Origin of the sequence: Natronococcus jeotgali DSM 18795 (genome assembly GCF_000337695.1) — an archaeon.
Taxonomy (GTDB): Archaea; Halobacteriota; Halobacteria; order Halobacteriales; family Natrialbaceae; genus Natronococcus; species Natronococcus jeotgali.
In genome coordinates, this window is record NZ_AOIA01000102.1 from 1 (window position 1) to 21,712 (window position 21,712).

A 21,712-nucleotide genomic window follows, 5' to 3' on the forward strand; every position below is an offset into this window, starting at 1 on the left:
GAATCCACATCTTGCAGGGTTGCGGTTGTGCTGGACACACTTTCCGCACTCTGCTGCTTCGTACGTGACGCTTTCTATGACAGGCTCCACGGATACGTAACCGAGATCGATACGAGTGCCGCTGAAGCAATGGAGGGAGTCTATGCAGTCATCACGCCAGATTCCGACGAGGTCCCTGACTCGATGTATACCTCTGCCGGACAGTCGTATCCCGAACCAAGCCCATGGGACCTGACCGTTCTCCGGCGAAAAGTGCGCTATGTGGGCGATCCAATCGCTGCTGTAGCAGCTACAGATGGCCAGACAGCCGACAAGGCTATCAGAGCGATTGATGTCACGTACGAAGAGTTAGACGTCGTTCTTGACCCAGAGGAGGCAATGGAGCCTGATGCACCACAGATACACGATCCCGATCAGGTAGAAAACGTTCAGCCGGGTGCGGACTACGAACGGAATATCGAAGCGCAGACCGAAGGCGAGATCGGCGATGTGGATGCGGCATTCGAGGAGGCAACGACCAGGGACGACTGGATTGTTACTGAAACCGAGTGGAAGACACCGTACCAATCCCACTGTGTCCCCGAACCGCATACGACTATTGCACATCGCGACGAGGACAATCGCTTTCACCTCATCACGAGTACGCAGGTTCCGTACCATACACGACGGCAACTCGCACATCTGTTCGATGTTCCGATCCGAGATATTCGGGTAACAAAGCCGAGAATCGGTGCCGGATTTGGCGCCAAACAGTCGATGCTGCTCGAACCAATTACGGTGGCGCTGATGCTGGCTGCAAATCGCCCTGTGAAACTGGAGACGACGCGCCGCGAGCAGTTCTATGCTATGCGATTTCGACGCTCTGCTCGAGTCCGAATGCGAAGCGTCGTTACCCAGGAAGGGGAGATCAAGGCACTCGATATGTCGGCGGTTACGAACTCGGGCGCGTACGGACCGCATGGATTGACGGTAACCAGTTCTATTGCGACGAAACCGCTGCCGCTGTACACACATACACCGAATATTAGGTTTGAGATGAAAGCAGTCCATACCAATCTCCCGATCGGGGGCGCAATCCGCGGCTATGGAGCCCCCCAAGGGCACTTTGCGCTCGAGAGCCACATGGACGAAGTCGCCAACAAACTAGGGCTTGATCCCATCGACCTTCGGTCGCGGAATCTCATCGGTAACGGTGATCTGGATACTGCATCGGGTGTCACGACGGATGGTGAGCATGTCCGTCGGATTCGCTCGTGTGGTATTGATGAGTGCATCGAACGCGGGAAAGACGCTATCGGCTGGGAAGAGGTCGAGCAGCCCGAAGAGGAGCATCTCCACCGCGCCTGTGGTGTTGCTCTCACCGCTCAAAAAAGCGGTGTCGCAGGCGACGAACTCGGTGCTGCACATATCAAAATGAACGAGGACGGATCGTTCATCCTTCAAACAGGGGCTGTCGATATCGGGCCCGGTGCGGACACTGCAATGGCACAGATCGCTGCAGAAGTTCTCGGTGTTTCACCTGAGGATGTTCTCGTTCAACCCTCGGATACGGATATCTCACCGTTCGATTACGGAGCATATGCGTCCTCAACAACGTACGTTACCGGAAGTGCAGTGAAAAAAGCAGCCGAGGATGCACGAACTCACTTATCTGAGTTCGCCTCACAGATGCTCGATGAGCCAGTAGAGAACCTCGAAGCCCGCGATGGAGCTGTCCATTCGAAACAGACTGGCGACTCGGTCACGATAGAGGAGATCGGCTATGAGTCGATATACGGCGACAGAGTGCGCGAGCAAATAATGGGCCAGGCGAGCCACAGTACGGACGAATCACCGCCCCCGTTTGGCGCACAGTTTGCCGACGTGACCGTCAACGAGCACACCGGTGAATTCGAGATCCATCGACTCGTGTACGCAGTCGACTGTGGCGTCGCGATCAACCCAGACCTCGCAGAAGGACAGGTTGAGGGAGCAATGCATATGAGTTACGAGCTCGCAGTGTCAGCAGGACTCTCGTTTGAGGACGATGGTACCCCGGAAACCCTGGGGTTCCGTGACTATGGGATGCCAACGACAGAGGATCAGCCTCCACTCGACTCAATTCTCGTCGAAACATACGAGCCAACGGGGCCATTTGGCGCAAAATCTGTCGCTGAGATCCCCGTTAACGGCGTTCCGCCAGCATTGAGTAATGCGATTCGCCGCGCTGTCGGCGTTAGGGTCAACGACTTGCCAATCACTGCTGAGAAGATCCAGACAGAGATCGACAACGACTAGCTGACCCGGTACTCATACACCGTGTTGTTCGCTAAGTGGGGTACCGCCGCCGATCGTCCCGTATTTATCGTCTTCGGTGATGAGCATCCCTCGTGTCCAAAATCCAGTGCCGCTCGCCCGAGTTCGTAGGCGGTTCGCCACCGTTCGCTATCGAACGGGCCGCCGGTGAGCAGGAAGTCGACATGAGTCATATCCGTGCTATTGGGAGATATAATAAAAAAATCAATATTCCACAATGTATGGGTGGCGGGGTTGTAGGTTGTTCGTCATCCGAGCTAATCGACGATAACGTCGACATGTTTCCAGCGTTCGACGTCGACCAATCCTCGGTTTGTGAGGCGGTACTCGGGAATGACTTCAAGCGCGAGAAACGAGAGCGTCATTAGGCTATGACGATCGAGACCGAGGTCCTCCGCCCGGGCGATGACCTCCTTGAACCGTTCGCAAACGGTTGACAGCGGGTCGTCGGACATCAACCCGGCGACTGGAAGCGGCAACGCTGTGATCTCTTGTCCGTTCCGCTGTGGGTCGTAGACAGCGATGCCGCCGTCGATTTCACGAAGGTAATTCGCGATTCGGGCCATCGCGTCGTACGTCGTCCCCGCGACGACGCAGTTGTGCGCGTCGTGAGCGACCGTCGAACCGATCGCTCCGCGCTCGAGACCGAGACCTCGAACAAAACCACACCCGATACCGCCGTTCTGACCATGCCGTTCGATCACCGCGAGGGGAAGCACATCGTTGTCAGGCACCGGTTCGATTCGCCCCTCAACGACGGGGAGAGTCGCCTCTGTACGCTCTGTTTGAATACCATCTGCAATCGCGAGGGTACGAACCGTGACTCGCTCTGTTTCTGCCGGCAAAGTGAGCGCGAAATCCGCTCCTGAAACGGGCTCGAAATGGACGGTTTCGGATGATAAAGCGGTGGACGACGGGGAGCAAACGGAACTCGTCGGATCGATCTGTCCGTCGATGAGGACACGGTCGACGTCCCACGATTCGAGGTCGTTGAGCAGGACAAGGTCGGCAGGTGCACCGGGCTCGATCCGTCCGTACGGAAAGTCGTAGCACTCCGCCGTGTTTAGCGTCGCCATCTGAACGGCCTCGATTGGATCGACTCCTTCTTCGATCGCCTTTCGCACCGCGAAATCGACGCCGCCGTTTTCGACCAGATCGACGACGTCCCGATCGTCCGAACACAGCGAAAGTCGACGCGTTGGGACCTCGTCGACGATTCCGATGAGATCTGCGAGGTTTTTCGATGACGATCCTTCGCGAAGGTACACGCGGAAACCGAGAACGACTTTCTCTCGTGCCTCGGCCTCGGATATACACTCGTGATCGTTGTCGAGGTACCGCGCGGCCTCATGTAGATCCGAGCCGCTGGCTCGCGGAAGGTGACCATCGACGGTGAGCCCCCGTTCGCGAGCGGCACGTATCTTCGCGTGCAGATCCGGGTCGTTTTCGACGAGTGCAGAGAGGTCCATCACTTCGCCGAGCGCAACAACATGTTCGTGCTTGAGCAACGACTCGACATCGTCGGCATCGAGTGTCGCCCCACCGTCTTGTAAATTCGAGGCTGGAACGCTCGATGGGACGCTAAACCGTACTTTCAATGGCGTTTTCGTTGCATCCTCGAAGACGGCACGGACGCCGTCAGCCCCGAGAACGTTCGCGATCTCGTGGGGGTCGTGGACGATACTGGTCACGCCACGCGGTATCATCGCTTCTCCGTACTGGGGAATCGTGACCATGCTCGACTCGACGTGCTTGTGTGCGTCGATCAACCCCGGTGCGATGTATTCGGCTTCGAACGTTTGTTCTGCCGGCCGTTCCTCGAGCGCGACTATTTCACCGTCGTCGATGGCGATCGCCCCCTCTTGAAGCGCGCCAGCGTTGACGTTGACGATCGTTCCCTGAACGAGTGTGTCTACCTGGTTCATGGTATTACACGTCGGTTGGACGTTCGTCTGGCGATCGCATCATTGAATAGACCGTTCGCCCCGTCCTGGACGAGCCCAGTTCGGCTCGAAGAGACGGACGATCCACAGTCAATCGTCCTCCTGCATAGCAGCGGGATCGTGCGGTGAGGGATCATCGCCGGTGACTGGTTCCTCCAGCCCGGATTCGAATTCGTCGTCTGGTCGCGAAACAAAGGTATTGAGCAAGACTGCAGAAAATGCAGTCATGATCACCGCATTTCCGAAGAAAATCTCGGCACTTCCCGGCAATGCCCCGAGCGCTTCGGGACGGACTTCAACGCCGAGTCCGAGTCCGATCGAAACGGCGATGATGACCATGTTGCGACGGTTCATCTGTTCGTTGAGAAAAATGAGACGAAGACCGCTCGCCATCACCATACCGAACATAACGAGTACGGCACCACCGAGTACCGAGTCCGGGATCGTCGCAACGATCGCACTGATCTTGGGAATGAAGCCGAGGACGAGAAGAATGCCGCCCCCGATACCGACCACGTATCGACTCATCACGCCGGTAAAGTTGATGATTCCGACGTTTTGAGAGAACGTTGTCAACGGAAACGCACCGAAGATCCCACCGAGTGAACTGCCAAATCCGTCGACGAACAGTCCGCCGCGGATCTCGCGTTCTTTCGGATTTCTCCCTTCAGCGGCCGTGATACCGGACATATCACCGATTGACTCGATCGCCGCCGTGATAAAGAGTGCTGTAAATGTGAGGATTGCTACCGGTTCGAACGCGAATCCGAACCGACCGGGAACTGGAAGCGCGAACCAGTTCGTCTCCGCGACGGGAGTGAAGTCTACGATACCGATTGCAATGGCAGCCAAATAGCCGACGGCAATTCCAACGAGTATACTGAGAACTCGCCAGGCGCCCTCCATAAAGAGGTTCATTCCGACAGTGATTCCGAGAACGAGCATCGCGAGTCCGAGGTGGTAAAGCGCACCGTAATCAGGGGCTTCGGCGCCGCCGGCCGCGTAGTCAATTCCGACGGGGATCAAATACAGACCGATGATCATCACGATGAGGCCAGTGACAAGCGGCGGGAAAAACCGTTTGACACGGCTGAACTGCCACGCAATGAGAACCTCTACCAGAGCTGCGACGACAATCGCCCCGAACACCGCATCGAGACCATACTGCCCGCCGATGGCGATCGCTGCTCCAACGAACGCGAAACTCGAGCCCATAACGATCGGGAGTCGCGCGCCGACCGGTCCGATCGGAAACACCTGTACGAGCGTCGCGAGGCCTGAGAAGATCAGGACCATCTGAATGAGATAGGTTGTGTCCGCTGCGCCGAGCCCGATTGCTCCCGAGACGATGATCGCGACCGCGATCGTCGGAACAAACATCGCCGAAACGTGTTGCAGTCCTAAGAAGAAGGACTTGAGGGCCGGGGGTTTCTCTTCCAGCTCGTACGCCAGTTCGATGGACCCATCATTGGGTGGCATGAGATAACATGCGTCAAATATACATGCACCGTCATAAAGTCTTGGTAGGGATGATACTGACAACTCTTTTTGGTATTTAGATACAATCAGTTGTCCCTTAGATGTACTTTTCCTAAATAATTCACAGCTATGTACAAACAGCGGATAGAAGATGACGATGAAGATGGATACGATTACGTGCTTGATATAATTCCGCCAGCAGAAATATAGTAATAAAGTATAAATGCAGCGGCCAGAACCCACTGTCCGGGATGAACATCTTCTCCCTCACCCATAGCAGTCTTGATCGGCGGATAGCTAATGATACCGGCTGCGAGTCCATCTGCGATGGAAGCCGTAAGCGGCATAACGGTGATCGTGAGTCCGCCCGAGATGAGCCACGCAGGGGGTTCCCAGTTGAGGTCGGTCACACCCTGTAGCATGATAATGCCAACGACTACCAACGCCAGATACGATGCGTATTGCGGGATTGCAGCGATTAGTGGAACAGCTGCCAACGAGAGCAAGAAGAACACGCCAACCGTAAGCGCGGTCATACCGGTTCGACCCCCCTCCTCGATTCCGGTCGAGCTCTCGATGTATGTCGTGACTGTCGAGGTGCCGATTATCGCACCGAATGTGGTACCGACCGCGTCTGCCATCAGCGGTTTTTCCATCTCTGGTAGGTCGCCTTCCTCGTCGAGGAAACCACCGAACTGCGAGACGCCGATGAGCGTGCCTGCAGTATCGAAGAAATCTACGAAGAAGAAGGTGAACACAACCAGTACAAACGTTGCCGGATCAATCTGGTGGAACCCCTCGAGGAATGCTCCGGCCAGCGGCGTGATATCATACTGTGGAGCTGCAAGTTGGGCCGGCGCAAGAACGCCGCGTTCAACGATGCCAGCGAGCGTAAGCGCCCAGCCTGCAATCGCCGTCGTGATGATGCCGATGATAATTGCACCAGTGATGCCGCGAGCGTACAGGATAAATGTAAACATCAGACCCCCAAGTGCGACGAGCGCCACGGGATCGGTCGCGACATCGTTTAACTGAACTAACGTCGCGTCGTATGCCACGATGACGTTCATTTCAATCAAACCCAGCAAAAGCAAGAACAATCCAATCCCTGCGCCGACAGCGAACTTGACTGGTGCCGGAAACAGTTCGATAATGTAGCGTCTCGCGCCGAAGTACGTCAGTGCCATGAAAATTATCCCTTCGACGAACACCGCGGCGAGTGCGGTTTCCCATGGAACACCCAGTAGTATCACAACGGTGAACGCGAAGTACGCGTTCAACCCCATTCCGGGCGCTAATCCGAAGGGACGATTCGCGTGAAATGCCATCACGAGAGTGCCGACGACAGCCGCCAGAATAGTCGCGATCGCAATCATTTGGAACACCTCTTGATCGGTGTAACCCTCGATCTCGATTGCTTCCGAAAGAATTGCAGGGTTGACGAGAATGATGTACGACATCGTGAGGAACGTCGTTGCGCCTGCGATTACCTCTGTTCTCAAATCCGTCTCATACTCTTCGAATTCGAAGTACTCCGCCAACCGCGATCCTGGGTCGCGTGATTTCGACATGTGCTGCATGTCATCCTATACCATCCTATATGTTTCCCTAACTCACCATTTTCGAGATGAAACACAGTGGTCGTCTACTGTCTGGTAACACGTCGCAACTGATCTAGTACCTATGGAAAGTTCTGAAAACATTATCCACAACTTTTACCGTATTACGCTTCTGTGTTGGATTCTGCCTCCTGAGGGGTATACAATAGTCACAAGCAACGATGGGTTGTCTGAGAAGCTTACTCGAATTATACCCCATCGCAATCTTCAATAAAGAAATACAAGCAATCTTTGATGTTTATTAATGGTATAGAGGTATTGATGATGGCAAGCTAGCGTTGAAGATGGGACGTAGACCATTTGTGTGTTCAATATATACAAACAAGAGCTATTATCCATATTAACACGACACATCCAATCGGCTCTCGGGATTGGCCAGCCCAGATATTACACCAGTATGGGTGTAATTTCCGAAAGCACGGAAACAACTGTCCAGAACCGAGAGTTCCAAGATGTACACAAGCAAATACCAAACACTAGTAAACAATCCAACAACATCAATTTGTTCGCTGGTCGTTTCAAAGAGTCGGATGCTATGTCTCGTCCTTAACTATTTCGGAGCTTCTTCTATGCATATTGACGTTCACTTCGATAACGTTCGCCGCTTTTGTTACCAAATCAACGATTTTCTGGTACTCAGAATCCTCCCCAAACATGCTCTTGGGACCGGAGACACTCAGCGATCCTAGTACAGCTCCATCCCGGGATCTAATTGGAGCACCAATAGCTTGGAACCCCTCGATCTCTTCTTCGTTGTTCTGTGAGTATCCTTGCTCACGAATATCCGCCAGTTCTTCGAATAGATGGTCTTCAGAGGTAATCGTCTGCTCGGTGCGAGCGGGCAAGCCATAGCGATCAATAATCTCTTCCACTCGCTCTCGGGGAAGATATGCAAGGATTGCTTTCCCTGAAGCAGTAATATGAAGATAGTCGCGTTGTTGGAATTTAGCCATCTGATACTTGTCACCAACTGCTTGTTCTCCTTTCGATTTATACAAATTGTGCCCACGGCCGTTCTCCTCAACAACCAAGTGGGCGTACTGTCCTGTTTCTGTGGCTAAGTTGTCGACCTCGCTGTTCCCTATCGTATAGAGAAGGCTTTGATTCCGGACGTACTCCCCAAAAATCAGCATATCGTATGATAGTCGATAGCAATCAGTATCATGCCTAACGAGACCGCCCTTTTCAAGAGATTTGAGATAGGTATACGTCGTACTCTTCGACTCACCAAGATGATTAGCGAGCTCTGTAACACCTGCTCCATCCAGATTCATGAGAGCGCGTATGATATCGATTGCATTGTGTACGGTTGTTAATGTACGTGGATTAGACTTCGTGTTGTCAGTTGGCATAACACAGTATCCAAGGCAAACCCTCTTCAATATTTTGTCAGCGTTCAATATATACGAACGCTCTATTCGATGTCTGAGTACGACACACCTGATGGTCCAATCCGAACTGTCTAATCAGTGCAATCGATTATATACTTGTGTATAGAAAAACAGGTCATGACCATCGATACAGTAATTAGTGGAGGTACGCTTGTTACCAGCCGGAACACCCTTTCTAGCGATTTGGCGATAGATAATGGAACTATTGTAGGAATCGGCGACAAAGACTGTATGCCGGAATCCGAGGAAACTATCGACGCTTCGGGGCTTCTGGTGATGCCCGGTGTGATTGACCCGCATGTGCATATCGATGACCATGTTTCTCTCGACACGTACGAGACGGCCACCAGCGCTGCTGCGCTGGGCGGTGTCACGACGGTCATTGACTTCGCTTGGCAGTCGTATGTCAGTGAAGACAGTCCCTGGGAGGAAGAAAAGACATTGCGGGAAGGCGTCACGCGCAAACGCGAAAAAGGGGAAAAAGCGTTTATCGATTTTGGATTACATGGTGGAATTCTCCGCGAAGATCCGGCTATATTTGACGAGCTAGCGAGCCTCGTTGAGTTGGGGATAACATCGTTCAAGATGTATACTACCTATGAATTTGGACTTTCGAACGGATTCATTCGCGAAATTCTTGAAGAACTCCAGAAAGTTGACGCAGTTGGTATCGCTCACACAGAAGACGATAGCGTCTGTGAATCGTTGACTGCCGAATTCCAAGCTGCAGACCGAGACGAACCGGTGTGGCTTCCAGCCGCTCGACCAGATTATGCGGAAGCCATGGCGGCAGACGATGTCGCCAGACTTGCACGGGAAACCGGAACCAAATACTATGGAGTTCACACTTCATGCCGAAAAGCGGCAAACGCACTCGCGCAACATCAACATGATGGGAGTCTCATTCGAGGCGAAACTTGTACACATTACACGACTCTTACGAGTGATATTTATCAGGAATTACGAAATCTTCCGAAGATTGCGCCACCGCTTCGTACCGGAAACGACAACGATGCGATGTTCGAATACCTCCGAAACGGGACACTGAGCGTTGTTTCAACTGATCACGTAGCGCAAACTCGTGAACGGAAAGAGGCGAGTGAGTGGTGGGAGGATCCATTCGGTGCAAATAGTCTCCAAGCGAGTTTGCCAGTGTTTCACGACGAAGCAGTGAACAAACGCGGGTTCTCATACCCGTCCCTTGTTCGTCTGATGTGTACGAATCCGGCCCAGACGTTCGGGCTTCCAAAAAAAGGGACACTCGAGCCTGGAACCGACGCGGATATCGTGTTGTTCGATCCTGATGAAAAATATACGATCTCGGCTCAAGATAACGCTTCAGTTGCCGACTACACGATCTACGAGGATCGAGAAGTAAGCGGAAAAGTAAAGCGCACGTACCTTCGGGGCGAACTCATCGCGAGTGAAGGTGAGATTATCGGCAAGCCAGGTTACGGAGAGTTCGTTCGCCGCGAACAACCTACATGGGATGACGATTATACAACCGCGATCAGTAGCTGAAATCGGACGATGAACAGCCTCTCCTTGTGATACAGCGTTCGAGTGCTTTCTGCTGGAGATATACCTACTGAATGTAGGGATCACAATTGAGGGTCCGAAAGAGATAATTACGATGGTGTGAGAATGAGATACGGACACACAGTAAACAACCATGAATTCACTAGAACTTGAAATCGAAGAGCGGACGTTTACAGCGGAACTACACGAGGATGAAGCACCTGAATCAGTTGCTGCGATGCGGGAATTCCTTCCCCTGGAATCGGAACTGATGCACGTCCGTTGGAGCGGGCATGCGACATGGGTCAATATTGACGAGATTGAGCTTCCGGAGCTTCCACGGGAGAACCATACGGTGTACCCTTCCTACGGGGACATTCTACTGTACCCAGGATACAGGAACGAACAGGAAATATTGGTTCCATGCGGTTCAACCTGCTTCAAGAGTCCAGCAGGCGAACTCGCCGGTAACCATGTTGCGACGCTAGATGCAGAGCGGGAAGAACTCCGAGAAATGGAGCAAGAGACACTCCGAACCGGGATGAAAGACGTAATTATTCGTCTGAAAGAGTAGACCACCGAAGAACTCACCACCAGTGCACGCGGATTGTTTGGCTACCTGAGTTTCATTCAGTCGCCAGGTCATAGAGTGCTCCCGCAAGCAACCGCGTTGAAGTGGCACAGTCACCCCAGTCGGTCCACTCCGCTGCGCTGTGCGAATATCCACCCTCCGAGGGTGCAAAAATGAGCCCAGTGTCAGTTGCTTTCGCGATATGCATCGTATCATGCCCTGCACCGGAATGTAATTCTATAGTACTGATTTCTGCTCGTGTGGCTGCGCTATGAAGCGCTTCAATACAGCGTTTGCTCATCGAGATAGGTTCAATATCGTACGGGCGGCTGAATGTCGTTTCAACGTCGCGCTCGTCCTCTAATCGATCTAGACACTGTCGAACACTCGAGACAATCCGTTCCATAGACTCGCATTCGACATCCCGGATATCAACGCCAAGATGTACGGAACCGGGAATAACATTGATCGAGCCTGGTTCAACATCAAACTGACCCACAGTCCCAACAGCTGTCTCACTGTGTGTCTTGACGATTTCGTTCGTTACTGACTCGATCTCGAGCGCCAGTTCGCTTGCTGCGGTCAATGCATCGATGCGAGATTCCATCGAAGTAGTTCCCGCGTGATTTGCCTCGCCGAGGATATCAATATGACAGCGGACAGTTCCGGTGATATGCGTCACTATACCAGCAGAGGCAGAGGCCTCCTCTAATCGAGTGCCCTGTTCAACGTGTAGTTCGAACCATGAATTCCATTCGGTCGCGTCCAAGCGCTGTTCGCCCTTGAAGCCAATCTCCTCTAGCGCCTCACCCAACGTTACACCAGCGTTATCAGTAGTTGTAAGTGCATCTGCTACACTGCAGTCACCAATCGCCACTGAAGATCCAAGTACGCCATCAGAAAACCGTCCCCCCTCTTCTTCGGTGAACGCTACGACTTCGAGAGGAAGACTAGGAGATAGTTCAGCATCTTGCATGGCGCGAATCGCTTCAAGACCAGCGTATACACCGAGTACACCATCAAACATCCCACCATCAATGACCGAATCGAGATGGCTGCCAGTTGCGACTGAACGAGTGGCTGGGTTAACATTGTCGGGCACCCATCGACCGGTGATATTGCCAACAGCATCGACAGAAACCTCCAGTTCTCGTTCCTCAAGTTTCTCTACAAAATATTCTCGTGCTTGTTTGTTGGCTTCCGTGCCAGTTAGAACTGTCCGACAATTACCCTCCTCGACAGGAACAGAACCGAATTCGGCAGTTTGCATGATATCAGCCCGAAGTCTATCCTCGTCAACGTATTGATAGAGATGTTGGTCCATTGTCTGACTATGGTATGGTAAAACACGCCTTCTTTTGAAGTTATCGGAAGAACAGATCCTTAAGACCACTCAGAAACCACATCTATCTGTCCCACAAAAAACAGTACAAGCGGACCAGAGTGATACCACAGAATGCCATGACGGATAGTGATTAAGATAGGCTGGTAGAATGTAGGGATATTGTGCGTAGCTTCCAACGGATACTGCCCAAAGAAAGTTTTAAGTGAAGAGTAGTCTATATTTGAGACGCGATGACGAGACTCACGGTCGAAGATCTCAACCAAGCCGACAAAGAGAGAATTGTTGACATTCTTGGTGACGTATACGAGGAATCTCCCTGGGTAGCTGAGCGAGCCTGGTCGGAGCGGCCGTTTTCTTCTACCGAAGACCTACGGCAGACCATGGCGGATGCCGTTCAAAATTCATCACAGAAGAAGCAGCTAGACCTATTACGAGCCCACCCTGACCTCGGAGAACGTACTGAAATGACTGATGAGTCCGAAGAAGAACAAGCCTCCGCCGGACTTGATCAACTAACTCCGAAACAGTACGAGAGGTTCCAACAACTGAATACAACCTACCGAGACAGATTTGGATTCCCGTTTATCATGGCGGTAAGAGAAGAATCAGTTGATACGATCCAAAACGCTATGGAAGAACGGATTGACCACTCTAAATCCGAGGAATTCCAGACCGCCTTAGACGAAGTCAACGTCATCGCAAAACTTCGACTCGAAGAGCTAGTAGCATCGAGTGAGGAACAATACAGTTGAGAAGAACCACCCATTCGAATACAATGGCGAACACTGAGATATCGAGATACAACACATGATCGATAGCAACGAAACCGATACCGACACTCAAAGTACTGACCAACGAACAATGAACTATGGGAAAGAAAAGGTTGCAGTCTACCGAACCTACGCCAATCCATTGGAAGGCGTTCGTACTATTCCGGAATCGTCTTTCGACGGGCGGGATAACATACTCTTCGGACTAGAAGTTCGTGTCCAGTTCGAAGGTGAGGAATTTCTGCCCTCCTTCAGCGAAGCAGATAACAGCAAAGTAGTCGCGACAGACTCGATGAAGAACTTTGTCCTTCATCAGGCAGGAGAGTACGAGGGAGCGACAGCAGAGGGCTTCCTCCATTTCGTCGGAAAAGAATTTTTGGACACGTACTCACACGTTGAGGCAGTTAAAATGTCGGCGACTGAGTATCCGTTCGACGAGCGGCTCGTTCCCGGAGAGGACGGGGTTGAGCCAAGTGACCTCGTTTTCCGGGCCTCAGATGACGAATCGGCATTCGGAGAGATATACCTTGAACGGGATGACGACCGGATTGAGTTTAAAGAGCAGACAAGCGGCGTTACAGGGATCGAACTCATCAAAGTTAAAGATAACTCGTTCACGGGTTACGTCCAAGATGAGTATACAACGCTCCCAGAACGGGAGGATCGTGCGCTCTACATCTCGCTGGATATTTTCTGGACCTACGACGAGCCGAAAGACGCGCTGGGGGAAGAACCACAGCGATATGTTCCAGCTGAACAGGTTCGAGATATCGCTCAAGTAGTATTCCATGAGGTTGACTCAAACTCAATTCAAGATCTCATCTACCAGATCGGCCTTCGAGTCTTGGAGCGGTATCCAGAACTCGAGTCCGTTAGTTTTGAGGCGAATAACCGAACGTGGATTGAGGTGCGTGATGACCTAGAAGGTGATGCAAGGGTATTCAGAGAACCACCCCGGCCAACTGGTTATCAACAATTCTCCATGGATCATAGCGACCTGGAGGAACAATGAGTGCAGAGTTGACTACACATGTCCTTGATACCAGCCGTGAAGGCCCTGCGTCCGGTGTCGACGTGACACTTCAACGATTAGATGATTCGGGAAATGCAGAAACAGTTAGTCAGGGTACAACCAATCATGATGGACGGGTCGATGAGCCACTCTTGACTGAAGGTGAAATGGAAACCGGTACGTACCAACTCCTGTTCGAGGTCGGGGCTTACTATCGTCAATCGGAGTCGGAATCATCGTTCTTAGATACAGTCCCTGTTCGATTCATTATCGATGACGTTGATGAACATTACCATGTTCCGCTTCTGTTGTCGCCAGGAGGTTACACAACTTACCGAGGAAGTTAATCGTCAGACGATATACAAGGTCTAAAACAGATTTTTGTTAATTCTATATCTCGACCGTGGTAAGTGACGTTTCAAGCTAAACAAGTCGAGACTAGCATGGATGGATTGGGAAATATAGATAAAGTGTTTTACTAGATACATAGAGTACACCGTGCAAACAACCAATTAGTAGAGATGTCGGAATGGTGTTTGAGACGTTGATACTAAGGATGAGAAATAGTATATATACTTATAATCATTATGATATCCTATCGCAAATCATCAGGAGTGTCAATATCCTGAATGACACCCGGGTCTTCGGTTTCGACGAGAACAGCATCATTGCTTTCTAGAATAAAATGGCGAGCACCAGTGTCTCCAGAGATCGACGCTAACGACTCGAGATATGATGTGTCAAAAAGAACTGGGTTGCCTCGGCGTCCCTGATAACCAGCTACGATGATTCCAGCAGCATCCCGCCGATAAGTCGCTATAAGATGGTTGATTGTCGAGGAGGTAATAAACGGCATATCACCGAGAGAAATTAAAACAGCATCAATAGAGGTATGTTGACGGACGGCTCTAATCCCTGTTCTAATTGATGTTGCTTGGCCTTGCTCATACGCCTCATTAGTGATAGTCTGAACTTCAAGATCGTCAACAGCATCTCGCAACCGATGATGCTCATTGCCAGTAACTACATATACTATGTCGACTTTCGACTCAATAAGATTTTGTACAGATTGTACAAGAACCGTCTTTCCATTGATATCGGCAAGTAGTTTGTTTTCATCACCAAACCGAGAACTAGTACCTGCAGCAAGTACAATTCCTGCGATAGTTGTTGAGTCGAGAGACTGTTGACAGTCGGGTGGCGAGACTATAGGAAGCGCAGTTCGGTCGGACATAGCGTATTACATTATTCGATTAGACGTCAGTGGTCATAAGACTGTACGCCTCTCAGGAGTTAGGAGGGGAGTATTGGAAACCAAGGTGTGTTGTCAATTCGTTCTTGAACAGCCTGACCTAACAATGCTGCATCGCTACCGAGCGAGAGGACCTGCCAGCCTTCTTCGATATATGGTGCAGCATCCTCGAGACCAATCCAATAACCAGGAGCGATATCGTGTCGGTTTGCCGCACGAAGGACCCTATCGACCGCTTGCTGGAACTCAGATGTATCGGTGTTAAACGGACTGCCGAGTTGCGAGGAAAGATCGTGCCTTGTTGAATGCAAGACGGCATCGGGGTAGGGCCGATTGTTCACAGTCTCACGGCGTCGAATACGGATTCTTACAGTCAGAAGATGCAGTTGCTGTCACCACCGGCGTTTGCTGAAGAGTCAGAATTTTTGTATTTTCCTCCATTGTTCCGGTGACGACGGCGATGCCTCTCCCGGATACGTCCGGAGAAGGGGAGCAGGCGGCGAGTTAAGGCTCACCGCCTGCGTGTGGTTATGTACGATGCACTTCCGTGTGAACTCCCGGAGCTGGCACGGCCAGTTCCGGGAGCTTCTCGCCGTCGTCTTCCTTCAACTGCGAGAAGCCTGTTTCACTCATCTAGCGCTGGTTGTAGTCGGTAGCGTCCATCCGGGCGTTGTGGGCCTTCTGCAATGGTGTTTGCTCCCTATACTTGATCAACGGACGTGTCAACCCGGAGCGACACTCCTCACGGAGGTCGCTCCAGGAATAGTTCGCATCAGCAGACAATACTTGCAGGTCTTCCGCGTTCCGGCGGAAGACCTGCATCCCGATGTGTCCATCCCATGCCTTTTGGGTCATGCAGTGAATATCCTTGATTGTGAGTGAGTTCACGTCGATCAGGATCGTCGTCTCCAGGGACTGCAACGAGTAGTTCGCGCGGTCACGGTAGTGAAAGCTGGTTTGATCGCGTTGGAAGCCACTTGCGTCAATGGCTGCTTCGCCACTTCAGCCCGCCTGCTCCGCCGAAGTGCGGAGCAGGCGGCGGAGTTCACGCATCCGGTACCGTTGTTCCCACCGGCAGAACGAACTGTAGTTCGGTGCTTCGTCGAGATCGAACACGGCAAGAACACCGGGCATTTCGTTGGGGTAGTCTTCAGTCTCACGGTGGCTCTCCTCCAGTTCGACACGAAACAGAATCAACGCAAATCTGTACCCAGTCGGCGTACCCGTCCGCGCCGGCCGGCGCGGCGGGTACGCTCGGATCATCAACGTGCTGTTTGGCAAGATATTGACGCCACTGTGCCAGCTGTCTGAGCGACACCATATTGCCAGACGGCGTCCATTCCCGTTAGTCTGATGAAATATCCCCGAGAGAACAGCTAGTACTCTCGTTAACCGGCGGCAAAGCAAAGCGTCAATAGACGTTTCGATCTTTCCGCGACAGCTGTAAGCCACCACTCTCTTTCATAGCCGTGACAGCGACTCGCCAAGGAGTTCTCGGCCTAAGTCATGGCTGTACCTCAAATACGTCTGCTAATCGCTCGCGCATAAATTCACGCCGGTACTTCCGGCGTTCCGTTTCTGAGAGGTAGTTTTCTAGAATAACGTTCGCGTCGGAACTCCCCTGATCACCTGCGATCACGTCGAGATTCTCAAGCAGTCGCTTCTGCGCGTCCATATACGTCGTATACCAGAATCGTCGACCCATCTTCGAGGTCGGCGTCTCCCCACGAACAGTGACACCAGCACGGTTTGCAAGGCGCTGAAAGCGTGATTGGACTGTTTCACCGACGATATGGCCACTCGAGGACGCCGTCGAAGGGAACAGATATCCGTTCCACTCGCCATCTCGAGCACCGAGTGCGTCAATGTGATCCGACAGTTGCTCGCGACCGTAGACTAGCGCAACCGTCCCCGGACCGTTCTTTCGCTCCTCAAAGTAGATATGTGGATCTTCGCCCTCGAGAACCATCTGAGAAACGTGCAATGACGCGACCTCGTTTCGCCGAAGGCCCCACGCACACAACGCGAGCACGAGCAGTTCCTCCTCAGAACTCTCGGTAGCTCCGTACAGCCGCTGGACGTCCTCGCTCGAGAGCGGCTGGTTGTCTTTCTCCTCACGGTTCCAGTTGTACTCTTCACTAATTCTTGAGGTCGGATTGAACGCGGCGATTGCTCGACGCTCGAGATGGCTGTAGAACTGGTTGACGTCGCTCAGATAACGCTGCTTCGATGCATCAGTCCCAAGATCAGCGTCGAGCTCATCGAACACCGCAAGAATGCGCCGAATCTCGGCAGCCTGTTCGGCATCGTCGACGACACGGTCCACGAGGGTGGCTTGGCCATGGAGATCGTCGTACAGTTGCGCATAGGTCGCAAGTCGGGACCGTTTTGTCGCGACTGTAGTATTGGCGAGCCCTTGCCGACGCTCGAGCGTTCGAATGAACGACTCGAGTTCCTCAATAGTGGTTTTATCATCGATACCCCACGGATAACCCTCTTCAGACTTCTCTACATAGCCCACAGACTCGAGAAACTCTGAAAGAGGCATATCGTGGTGCTCTCGAAGCGTGTAAGTGAGCCCGCCGTAGCCGACATCGAGTAGGTCCTGGTAGGTGGGTTTGTCCTCGAGATCATGACCAGCACGTTGCAACTCGGGTTCGATTTTACTGTTCCAGAACTCGCGGAGTTCCTTGAGAGAGTTATGCGACCACTGGATCTGCTCGCTACTCACGCAAGATCGCCTCGAATAACCCGCTTCCTCCGGATTGTGGTGATTCTAAGAGTATCATTTTCGTACGGTTCGCTACTCATGACACTCACTAAAAACTATCGTGTACTCGGTTGTCCCATTCTCGACAACCAAAATACACAAGTTCAGCAGGAAGAGGGTACAAAACTCTATAAATCAACTATAGCTATATGGATTTGGAAGCATCCCTTCTAGAAATTGGTCTGGCGAAAACGAACGGCTGACGTATCTTATCCGCCGAATAAGGTACTTAAGGAATCTCGCTGCCAAAGCTGGTCTGTAGAGCCTGGTATTGTGAATCGTGACTGTATGCAACCAGGATCTCAAGGATAAGTAGAAGAGGCAGATGGACTAGATATCTGCCCCCCAGTTTCGAAGGATCGCTTCAGCGTCGTCAAGATTTTCCATACCAGCGCGGTAGATTGCTTCGCGAGCATCGAGTTTGTAGATATCGCCAATCCGATCCTCGAGTTCCCGCCGTGCTTCCTTCTCTTTCTCGGTAGTGTCCTCGTAGACGAACAGTTGATGAACCGCATCGCGGTCCTCTTTAACGGTATCACGAGTTATGATTCGTGGTAAGTCTGACCGGTCAAACTGACCAGTATTACTATCATCCTCTTGGCGGCCCTCTGTTGTTACTGCTGAATCAGACTGGCCAGTGTTACTATTCCCCTCCTGGTGGTTTTCTGGTGTTACTGCTGAGTCAGACTGATCAGTATTACTATCCGGCTCATCAGTATTCTTGTCTTGGTCGTCTTGTTGATCATCAGCAAAGGGATCAGTTGCTCCGGATTTCATGCTTCAACCTCCGGTCGTTCGAACTGTTTGGTGATATGCGCAGCGAGGTCATCGAACTTCCCGAGTGTCGGACGTTCATAATCACGAAGATCTCGATAGTCATCACTCGAATCAAGTTCGTAGATCGAGACCTGATTGTCCCACGCGTCGCCAAGCATCGATCCCCGTTCGCCGATCGTGACCGGTGCGACTGGAAGCTCTTCTTCCTCGAGGGCGTCAAGATATTTCTGGTTAATATTCGTTCCCTTGACTTTGTTCGGGACGGCCCCCAGAATACCGACATCGATGTCCTCCAACTCCGATTCAATTCCACGGACCACGTCACGGAGTCCGTTCACACTCTGTTCACCTTTTGGCGACGGTTCGAAGGGAATGAGCAGATTCGACGTTGCATAGACAGCATTGTAGAGATGCTGACCCTCCGACGCAGGCGGATCGATAATCAGGACGTCGTATTCAGACCGAACGTCTGCATCAATGAGTACACGTCGGAGTTGTTTCTCCTTCTCGTACTCATAGTCTGGGTCTGGGTTCGTATCCTCCTCGAGTTCCTTTGCTTTCCCCAAGAGGTCCTCAAGCGTACCGAGCATGTTGTGGCTCGGAACACAATCGATTCCCTCACTCGTACGTACGAGATCGTCAAATGATCCCCGGCCGCGGTTGAGCATATGCAACACGAGGTTATCGACTTCTCCGTCGGCCTTGGCGTCATCAAGACCGAAATGGTTAGTCAGTCCACCATCCTGCGGGTCCATGTCGACCAAAAGAACATCTTGACCACGGTTCGAGTGCGCTCGAGCGAGATTCGCAGCCAGCGTTGTTTTGCCGACACCACCAGCCTCCGACCAAACCGTATATGGGATCATACAGCTGATAATCAGTATACTCCTACATAAATACTGTGCAGAGTGTTCAGTTATACTGACCAGTGTTACTGGGCAGTATTACTAACCAGTGTTGCTGAAGATATTGCTCACACCAACCATATAGACTAACAGCGGAAGCAGTGGAGTCAGACGCTTATAAATAAGAAGTGCAAAGGAAGCATCGGAACCAAAGGTTAAGGGGCTGGACTATGACGCTCTCAATAATGAACGAGTTCAGGTTCGAGCCAACAGGGAATATCTTCAAAGAAAGAGAAGCCCTTCTCGAAGAATGGACACCGGAAAAGCTAGTTGGTCGTGACGAGGAACTCAGCCAGTATCACGCTGCACTACAACCGGTAATCGAAGGCGAAACCCCGTCCAATATTTTTCTCTACGGCAAGAGCGGGGTCGGGAAAACAGCAGCAACACGATTTCTCTTACACCTTCTTAAACGCGATGCCGAGGATGTAGATGGCCTTGACCTCCATACGATCGAAATTAACTGTGATGGTCTCAATTCTAGTTATCAGACTGCTGTTGCACTTGTAAACGAGCTTCGTGATCCAGCCAATCAGATCTCTAATACGGGATACCCCCAAGCATCTGTCTACCAATTCCTATTCGACGAACTCGATCGACTAGGTGGGACTGTACTTATCGTTCTCGACGAAGTCGATCACATCCAAGATGATAGTCTTCTCTATAAACTCCCTCGAGCTCGGTCAAATGGGGATGTGACAAACGCAAGACTTGGTGTTATTGGGATTTCTAATGATCTGAGTTTTCGTAACCAACTTAGCTCGAAAGTCAGATCCAGTCTCTGTGAAAAAGAAGTCTCGTTCAGCGCCTATGATGCGAACGAACTCTGCGAAGTCCTCCGACAGCGTGTAGAAGTAGCCTTCCAGGACGATGTACTTGATGACGGCGTCATCGAAATGTGTGCCGCCTATGGTGCCAAAGATTCCGGAGACGCTCGGCAGGCCCTAGATCTTCTCCTCGAAAGTGGAGACATTGCTCGTGAAAACAATGATGATCTTGTGACCGAATCGCATGTTGCAAAAGCTAGGGAACGACTTCAGACTGATCAAGTGATTGAGGGTATTAGCAACTACTCGAGGCATGGTCAACTGGTACTCTGGGCATTGACGATCCTAGAAGAGGAAGGAAAGACGCCAGTTCGAACGCGAGAAATCCGAGAACCGTACGAAGCCTTATGTGGCAGTGAAGGTAGTGATCCTGTCTCCGATCGAGCAGTACGTGAGTACCTTGCTGAGCTGGAAACACTTGGGATTATCTCGTCGACACAGATTAACCGCGGCAAAGGAGGCGGAAAGTACAAAGAGCACAAATTGGGCCAATCGATTTCAAGTGTCAAGACTGGTTTGAAAGAACTCCTTGGGACAACCCCCTGACCCCACTACTTCCGCTGTTAGTGAGGACAAAGGAGAGTTGTTGGAGACACCCACCCCACTGCTTCCGCTGTTGGCAAGAGGAGAACGTCCTGTTCTTCCTCTCAACTCCTGTTCTCGTAGTTTGATCCTCACCTGTATGATTATCTAGGATACTATTAAGTTAGAGGAGCAAAAATTAGTCCGTAGTACGTTCATCACTGAACGACAAATACCCTCCTCCCATGGAGGGTAATGCAGTCGTTCTCTCTCTAACAGCGGAACTGGTGGGGTGGGAGGGTTCGAAGGTATCCCAAGTTGAACATCTGTCGTCAATTGGTTATGGAAGAGCCTGTCATAGAATCCATCTCATAGCTTCTCACAGCCCGGATTATTTCCTCGCTCGTAGTTGGTAATGGCCACGACGAGTCGGAGACACAGCGCGAGNGAGCCTGTCATAGAATCCATCTCATAGCTTCTCACAGCCCGGATTATTTCCTCGCTCGTAGTTGGTAATGGCCACGACGAGTCGGAGACACAGCGCAAGGAACACTTCTGTCCGTACGTGGACGCGGCCTCGGGCGCAGACGTGCCCGAGGCCGCAGTCCTTGACTGCGTCGTTGGTTCGTTCGACTCCTGTCCGGTTGTTGTACGTCTCCTCTAAGATGGATTGTTTCAGCTGCACGTCTTCGCTGTGTTCCTCGATTCGGTCTTCG

Annotated in this window: 17 protein-coding genes and 1 pseudogene; 7 read left to right on the forward strand and 11 right to left on the reverse strand. The window is 51.8% G+C overall.

Going from position 1 to position 21,712, the window contains the following annotated elements; genetic code table 11:
* On the forward strand, positions 1–2,277 hold a 2,277-nt coding region (locus C492_RS10520; RefSeq protein ID WP_008423278.1), incomplete at its 5' end, for a xanthine dehydrogenase family protein molybdopterin-binding subunit.
* A 275-nt stretch (positions 2,278–2,552) separates the two neighbouring features.
* On the opposite strand, the gene ade is transcribed toward C492_RS10520, so the two are convergent.
* The 4 genes from ade to C492_RS10540 all read right to left on the reverse strand — a co-directional run bounded on the left by ade (position 2,553) and on the right by C492_RS10540 (position 8,688).
* Entirely contained in the window at positions 2,553–4,220 is a 1,668-nt protein-coding gene (gene ade, locus C492_RS10525; protein ID WP_008423280.1) for an adenine deaminase, read from the reverse strand.
* A 108-nt stretch (positions 4,221–4,328) separates the two neighbouring features.
* Positions 4,329–5,717 carry a uracil-xanthine permease family protein gene (locus C492_RS10530; protein WP_008423282.1) on the reverse strand — a complete coding sequence of 463 codons (1,389 nt, stop codon included), beginning with the start codon at positions 5,715–5,717 and terminating at the stop codon, positions 4,329–4,331.
* 173 nt (positions 5,718–5,890) lie between these two features.
* The gene (locus C492_RS10535) at positions 5,891–7,297 is read right to left on the reverse strand and encodes an NCS2 family permease (protein WP_008423284.1); all 1,407 of its coding nucleotides are present in this window, start codon (positions 7,295–7,297) and stop codon (positions 5,891–5,893) included.
* A gap of 572 nt (positions 7,298–7,869) precedes the next feature.
* Positions 7,870–8,688, reverse strand: coding sequence for an IclR family transcriptional regulator (locus C492_RS10540; protein WP_049892984.1), 819 nt, complete (start codon positions 8,686–8,688; stop codon positions 7,870–7,872).
* Between the two features lie 156 nt (positions 8,689–8,844).
* Between C492_RS10540 and C492_RS10545 the strand changes: the two genes are divergently transcribed.
* Together C492_RS10545 and C492_RS10550 are read left to right on the forward strand one after the other, a co-directional pair.
* Entirely contained in the window at positions 8,845–10,248 is a 1,404-nt protein-coding gene (locus C492_RS10545; protein ID WP_049892980.1) for a dihydroorotase, read from the forward strand.
* 151 nt (positions 10,249–10,399) lie between these two features.
* Positions 10,400–10,819 carry a DUF3830 family protein gene (locus tag C492_RS10550; protein WP_008423289.1) on the forward strand — a complete coding sequence of 140 codons (420 nt, stop codon included), beginning with the start codon at positions 10,400–10,402 and terminating at the stop codon, positions 10,817–10,819.
* A gap of 52 nt (positions 10,820–10,871) precedes the next feature.
* Here C492_RS10550 and C492_RS22880 read toward each other — a convergent pair whose 3' ends face one another.
* Positions 10,872–12,140, reverse strand: a complete 1,269-nt coding sequence (locus C492_RS22880) for a M20 family metallo-hydrolase (RefSeq protein WP_083898828.1) — start codon at positions 12,138–12,140, stop codon at positions 10,872–10,874.
* A gap of 251 nt (positions 12,141–12,391) precedes the next feature.
* On the opposite strand from C492_RS22880, the gene uraD reads away from it, so the two are divergent.
* Genes uraD through uraH form a run of 3 tightly spaced genes read left to right on the forward strand, consistent with a single transcriptional unit; the run spans position 12,392 to position 14,290 of the window.
* Complete coding sequence (gene uraD / locus C492_RS10555) at positions 12,392–12,913, forward strand: 2-oxo-4-hydroxy-4-carboxy-5-ureidoimidazoline decarboxylase (protein WP_008423292.1); 522 nt, start codon at positions 12,392–12,394, stop codon at positions 12,911–12,913.
* Positions 12,914–12,968: 55 nt separating this feature from the next.
* Positions 12,969–13,943, forward strand: coding sequence for a factor-independent urate hydroxylase (pucL, locus tag C492_RS10560; RefSeq protein WP_008423294.1), 975 nt, complete (start codon positions 12,969–12,971; stop codon positions 13,941–13,943).
* Complete coding sequence (gene uraH, locus C492_RS22885; protein ID WP_008423296.1) at positions 13,940–14,290, forward strand: hydroxyisourate hydrolase; 351 nt, start codon at positions 13,940–13,942, stop codon at positions 14,288–14,290. The genes pucL and uraH overlap by 4 nt, the downstream gene beginning before the upstream one ends.
* A 248-nt stretch (positions 14,291–14,538) precedes the next feature.
* Here uraH and C492_RS22890 read toward each other — a convergent pair whose 3' ends face one another.
* From C492_RS22890 to C492_RS22895, 5 genes and pseudogenes are all read right to left on the reverse strand, one after another.
* Positions 14,539–15,177 (reverse strand): nucleotidyltransferase family protein, encoded by a 639-nt coding sequence (locus tag C492_RS22890; protein WP_008423298.1) that lies wholly within the window; start codon positions 15,175–15,177, stop codon positions 14,539–14,541.
* Between the two features lie 527 nt (positions 15,178–15,704).
* Positions 15,705–16,516 (reverse strand): annotated as a pseudogene (locus C492_RS10565) (IS5 family transposase); the annotation flags it as partial.
* A gap of 183 nt (positions 16,517–16,699) precedes the next feature.
* Positions 16,700–17,926 (reverse strand): tyrosine-type recombinase/integrase, encoded by a 1,227-nt coding sequence (locus tag C492_RS10570; protein ID WP_008423299.1) that lies wholly within the window; start codon positions 17,924–17,926, stop codon positions 16,700–16,702.
* Between the two features lie 369 nt (positions 17,927–18,295).
* Positions 18,296–18,742, reverse strand: a complete 447-nt coding sequence (locus C492_RS10575; protein ID WP_008423300.1) for a hypothetical protein — start codon at positions 18,740–18,742, stop codon at positions 18,296–18,298.
* Entirely contained in the window at positions 18,739–19,608 is an 870-nt protein-coding gene (locus tag C492_RS22895; RefSeq protein WP_008423302.1) for a ParA family protein, read from the reverse strand. The genes C492_RS10575 and C492_RS22895 overlap by 4 nt, the downstream gene beginning before the upstream one ends.
* Positions 19,609–19,832: 224 nt before the next feature.
* Between C492_RS22895 and C492_RS22900 the strand changes: the two genes are divergently transcribed.
* Positions 19,833–21,020, forward strand: a complete 1,188-nt coding sequence (locus C492_RS22900; RefSeq protein WP_083898829.1) for an orc1/cdc6 family replication initiation protein — start codon at positions 19,833–19,835, stop codon at positions 21,018–21,020.
* A 445-nt stretch (positions 21,021–21,465) separates the two neighbouring features.
* Here the strand turns inward: C492_RS22900 and C492_RS22905 are convergent.
* On the reverse strand, positions 21,466–21,712 hold a 247-nt coding region (locus C492_RS22905; protein ID WP_008423306.1), incomplete at its 5' end, for an IS5 family transposase.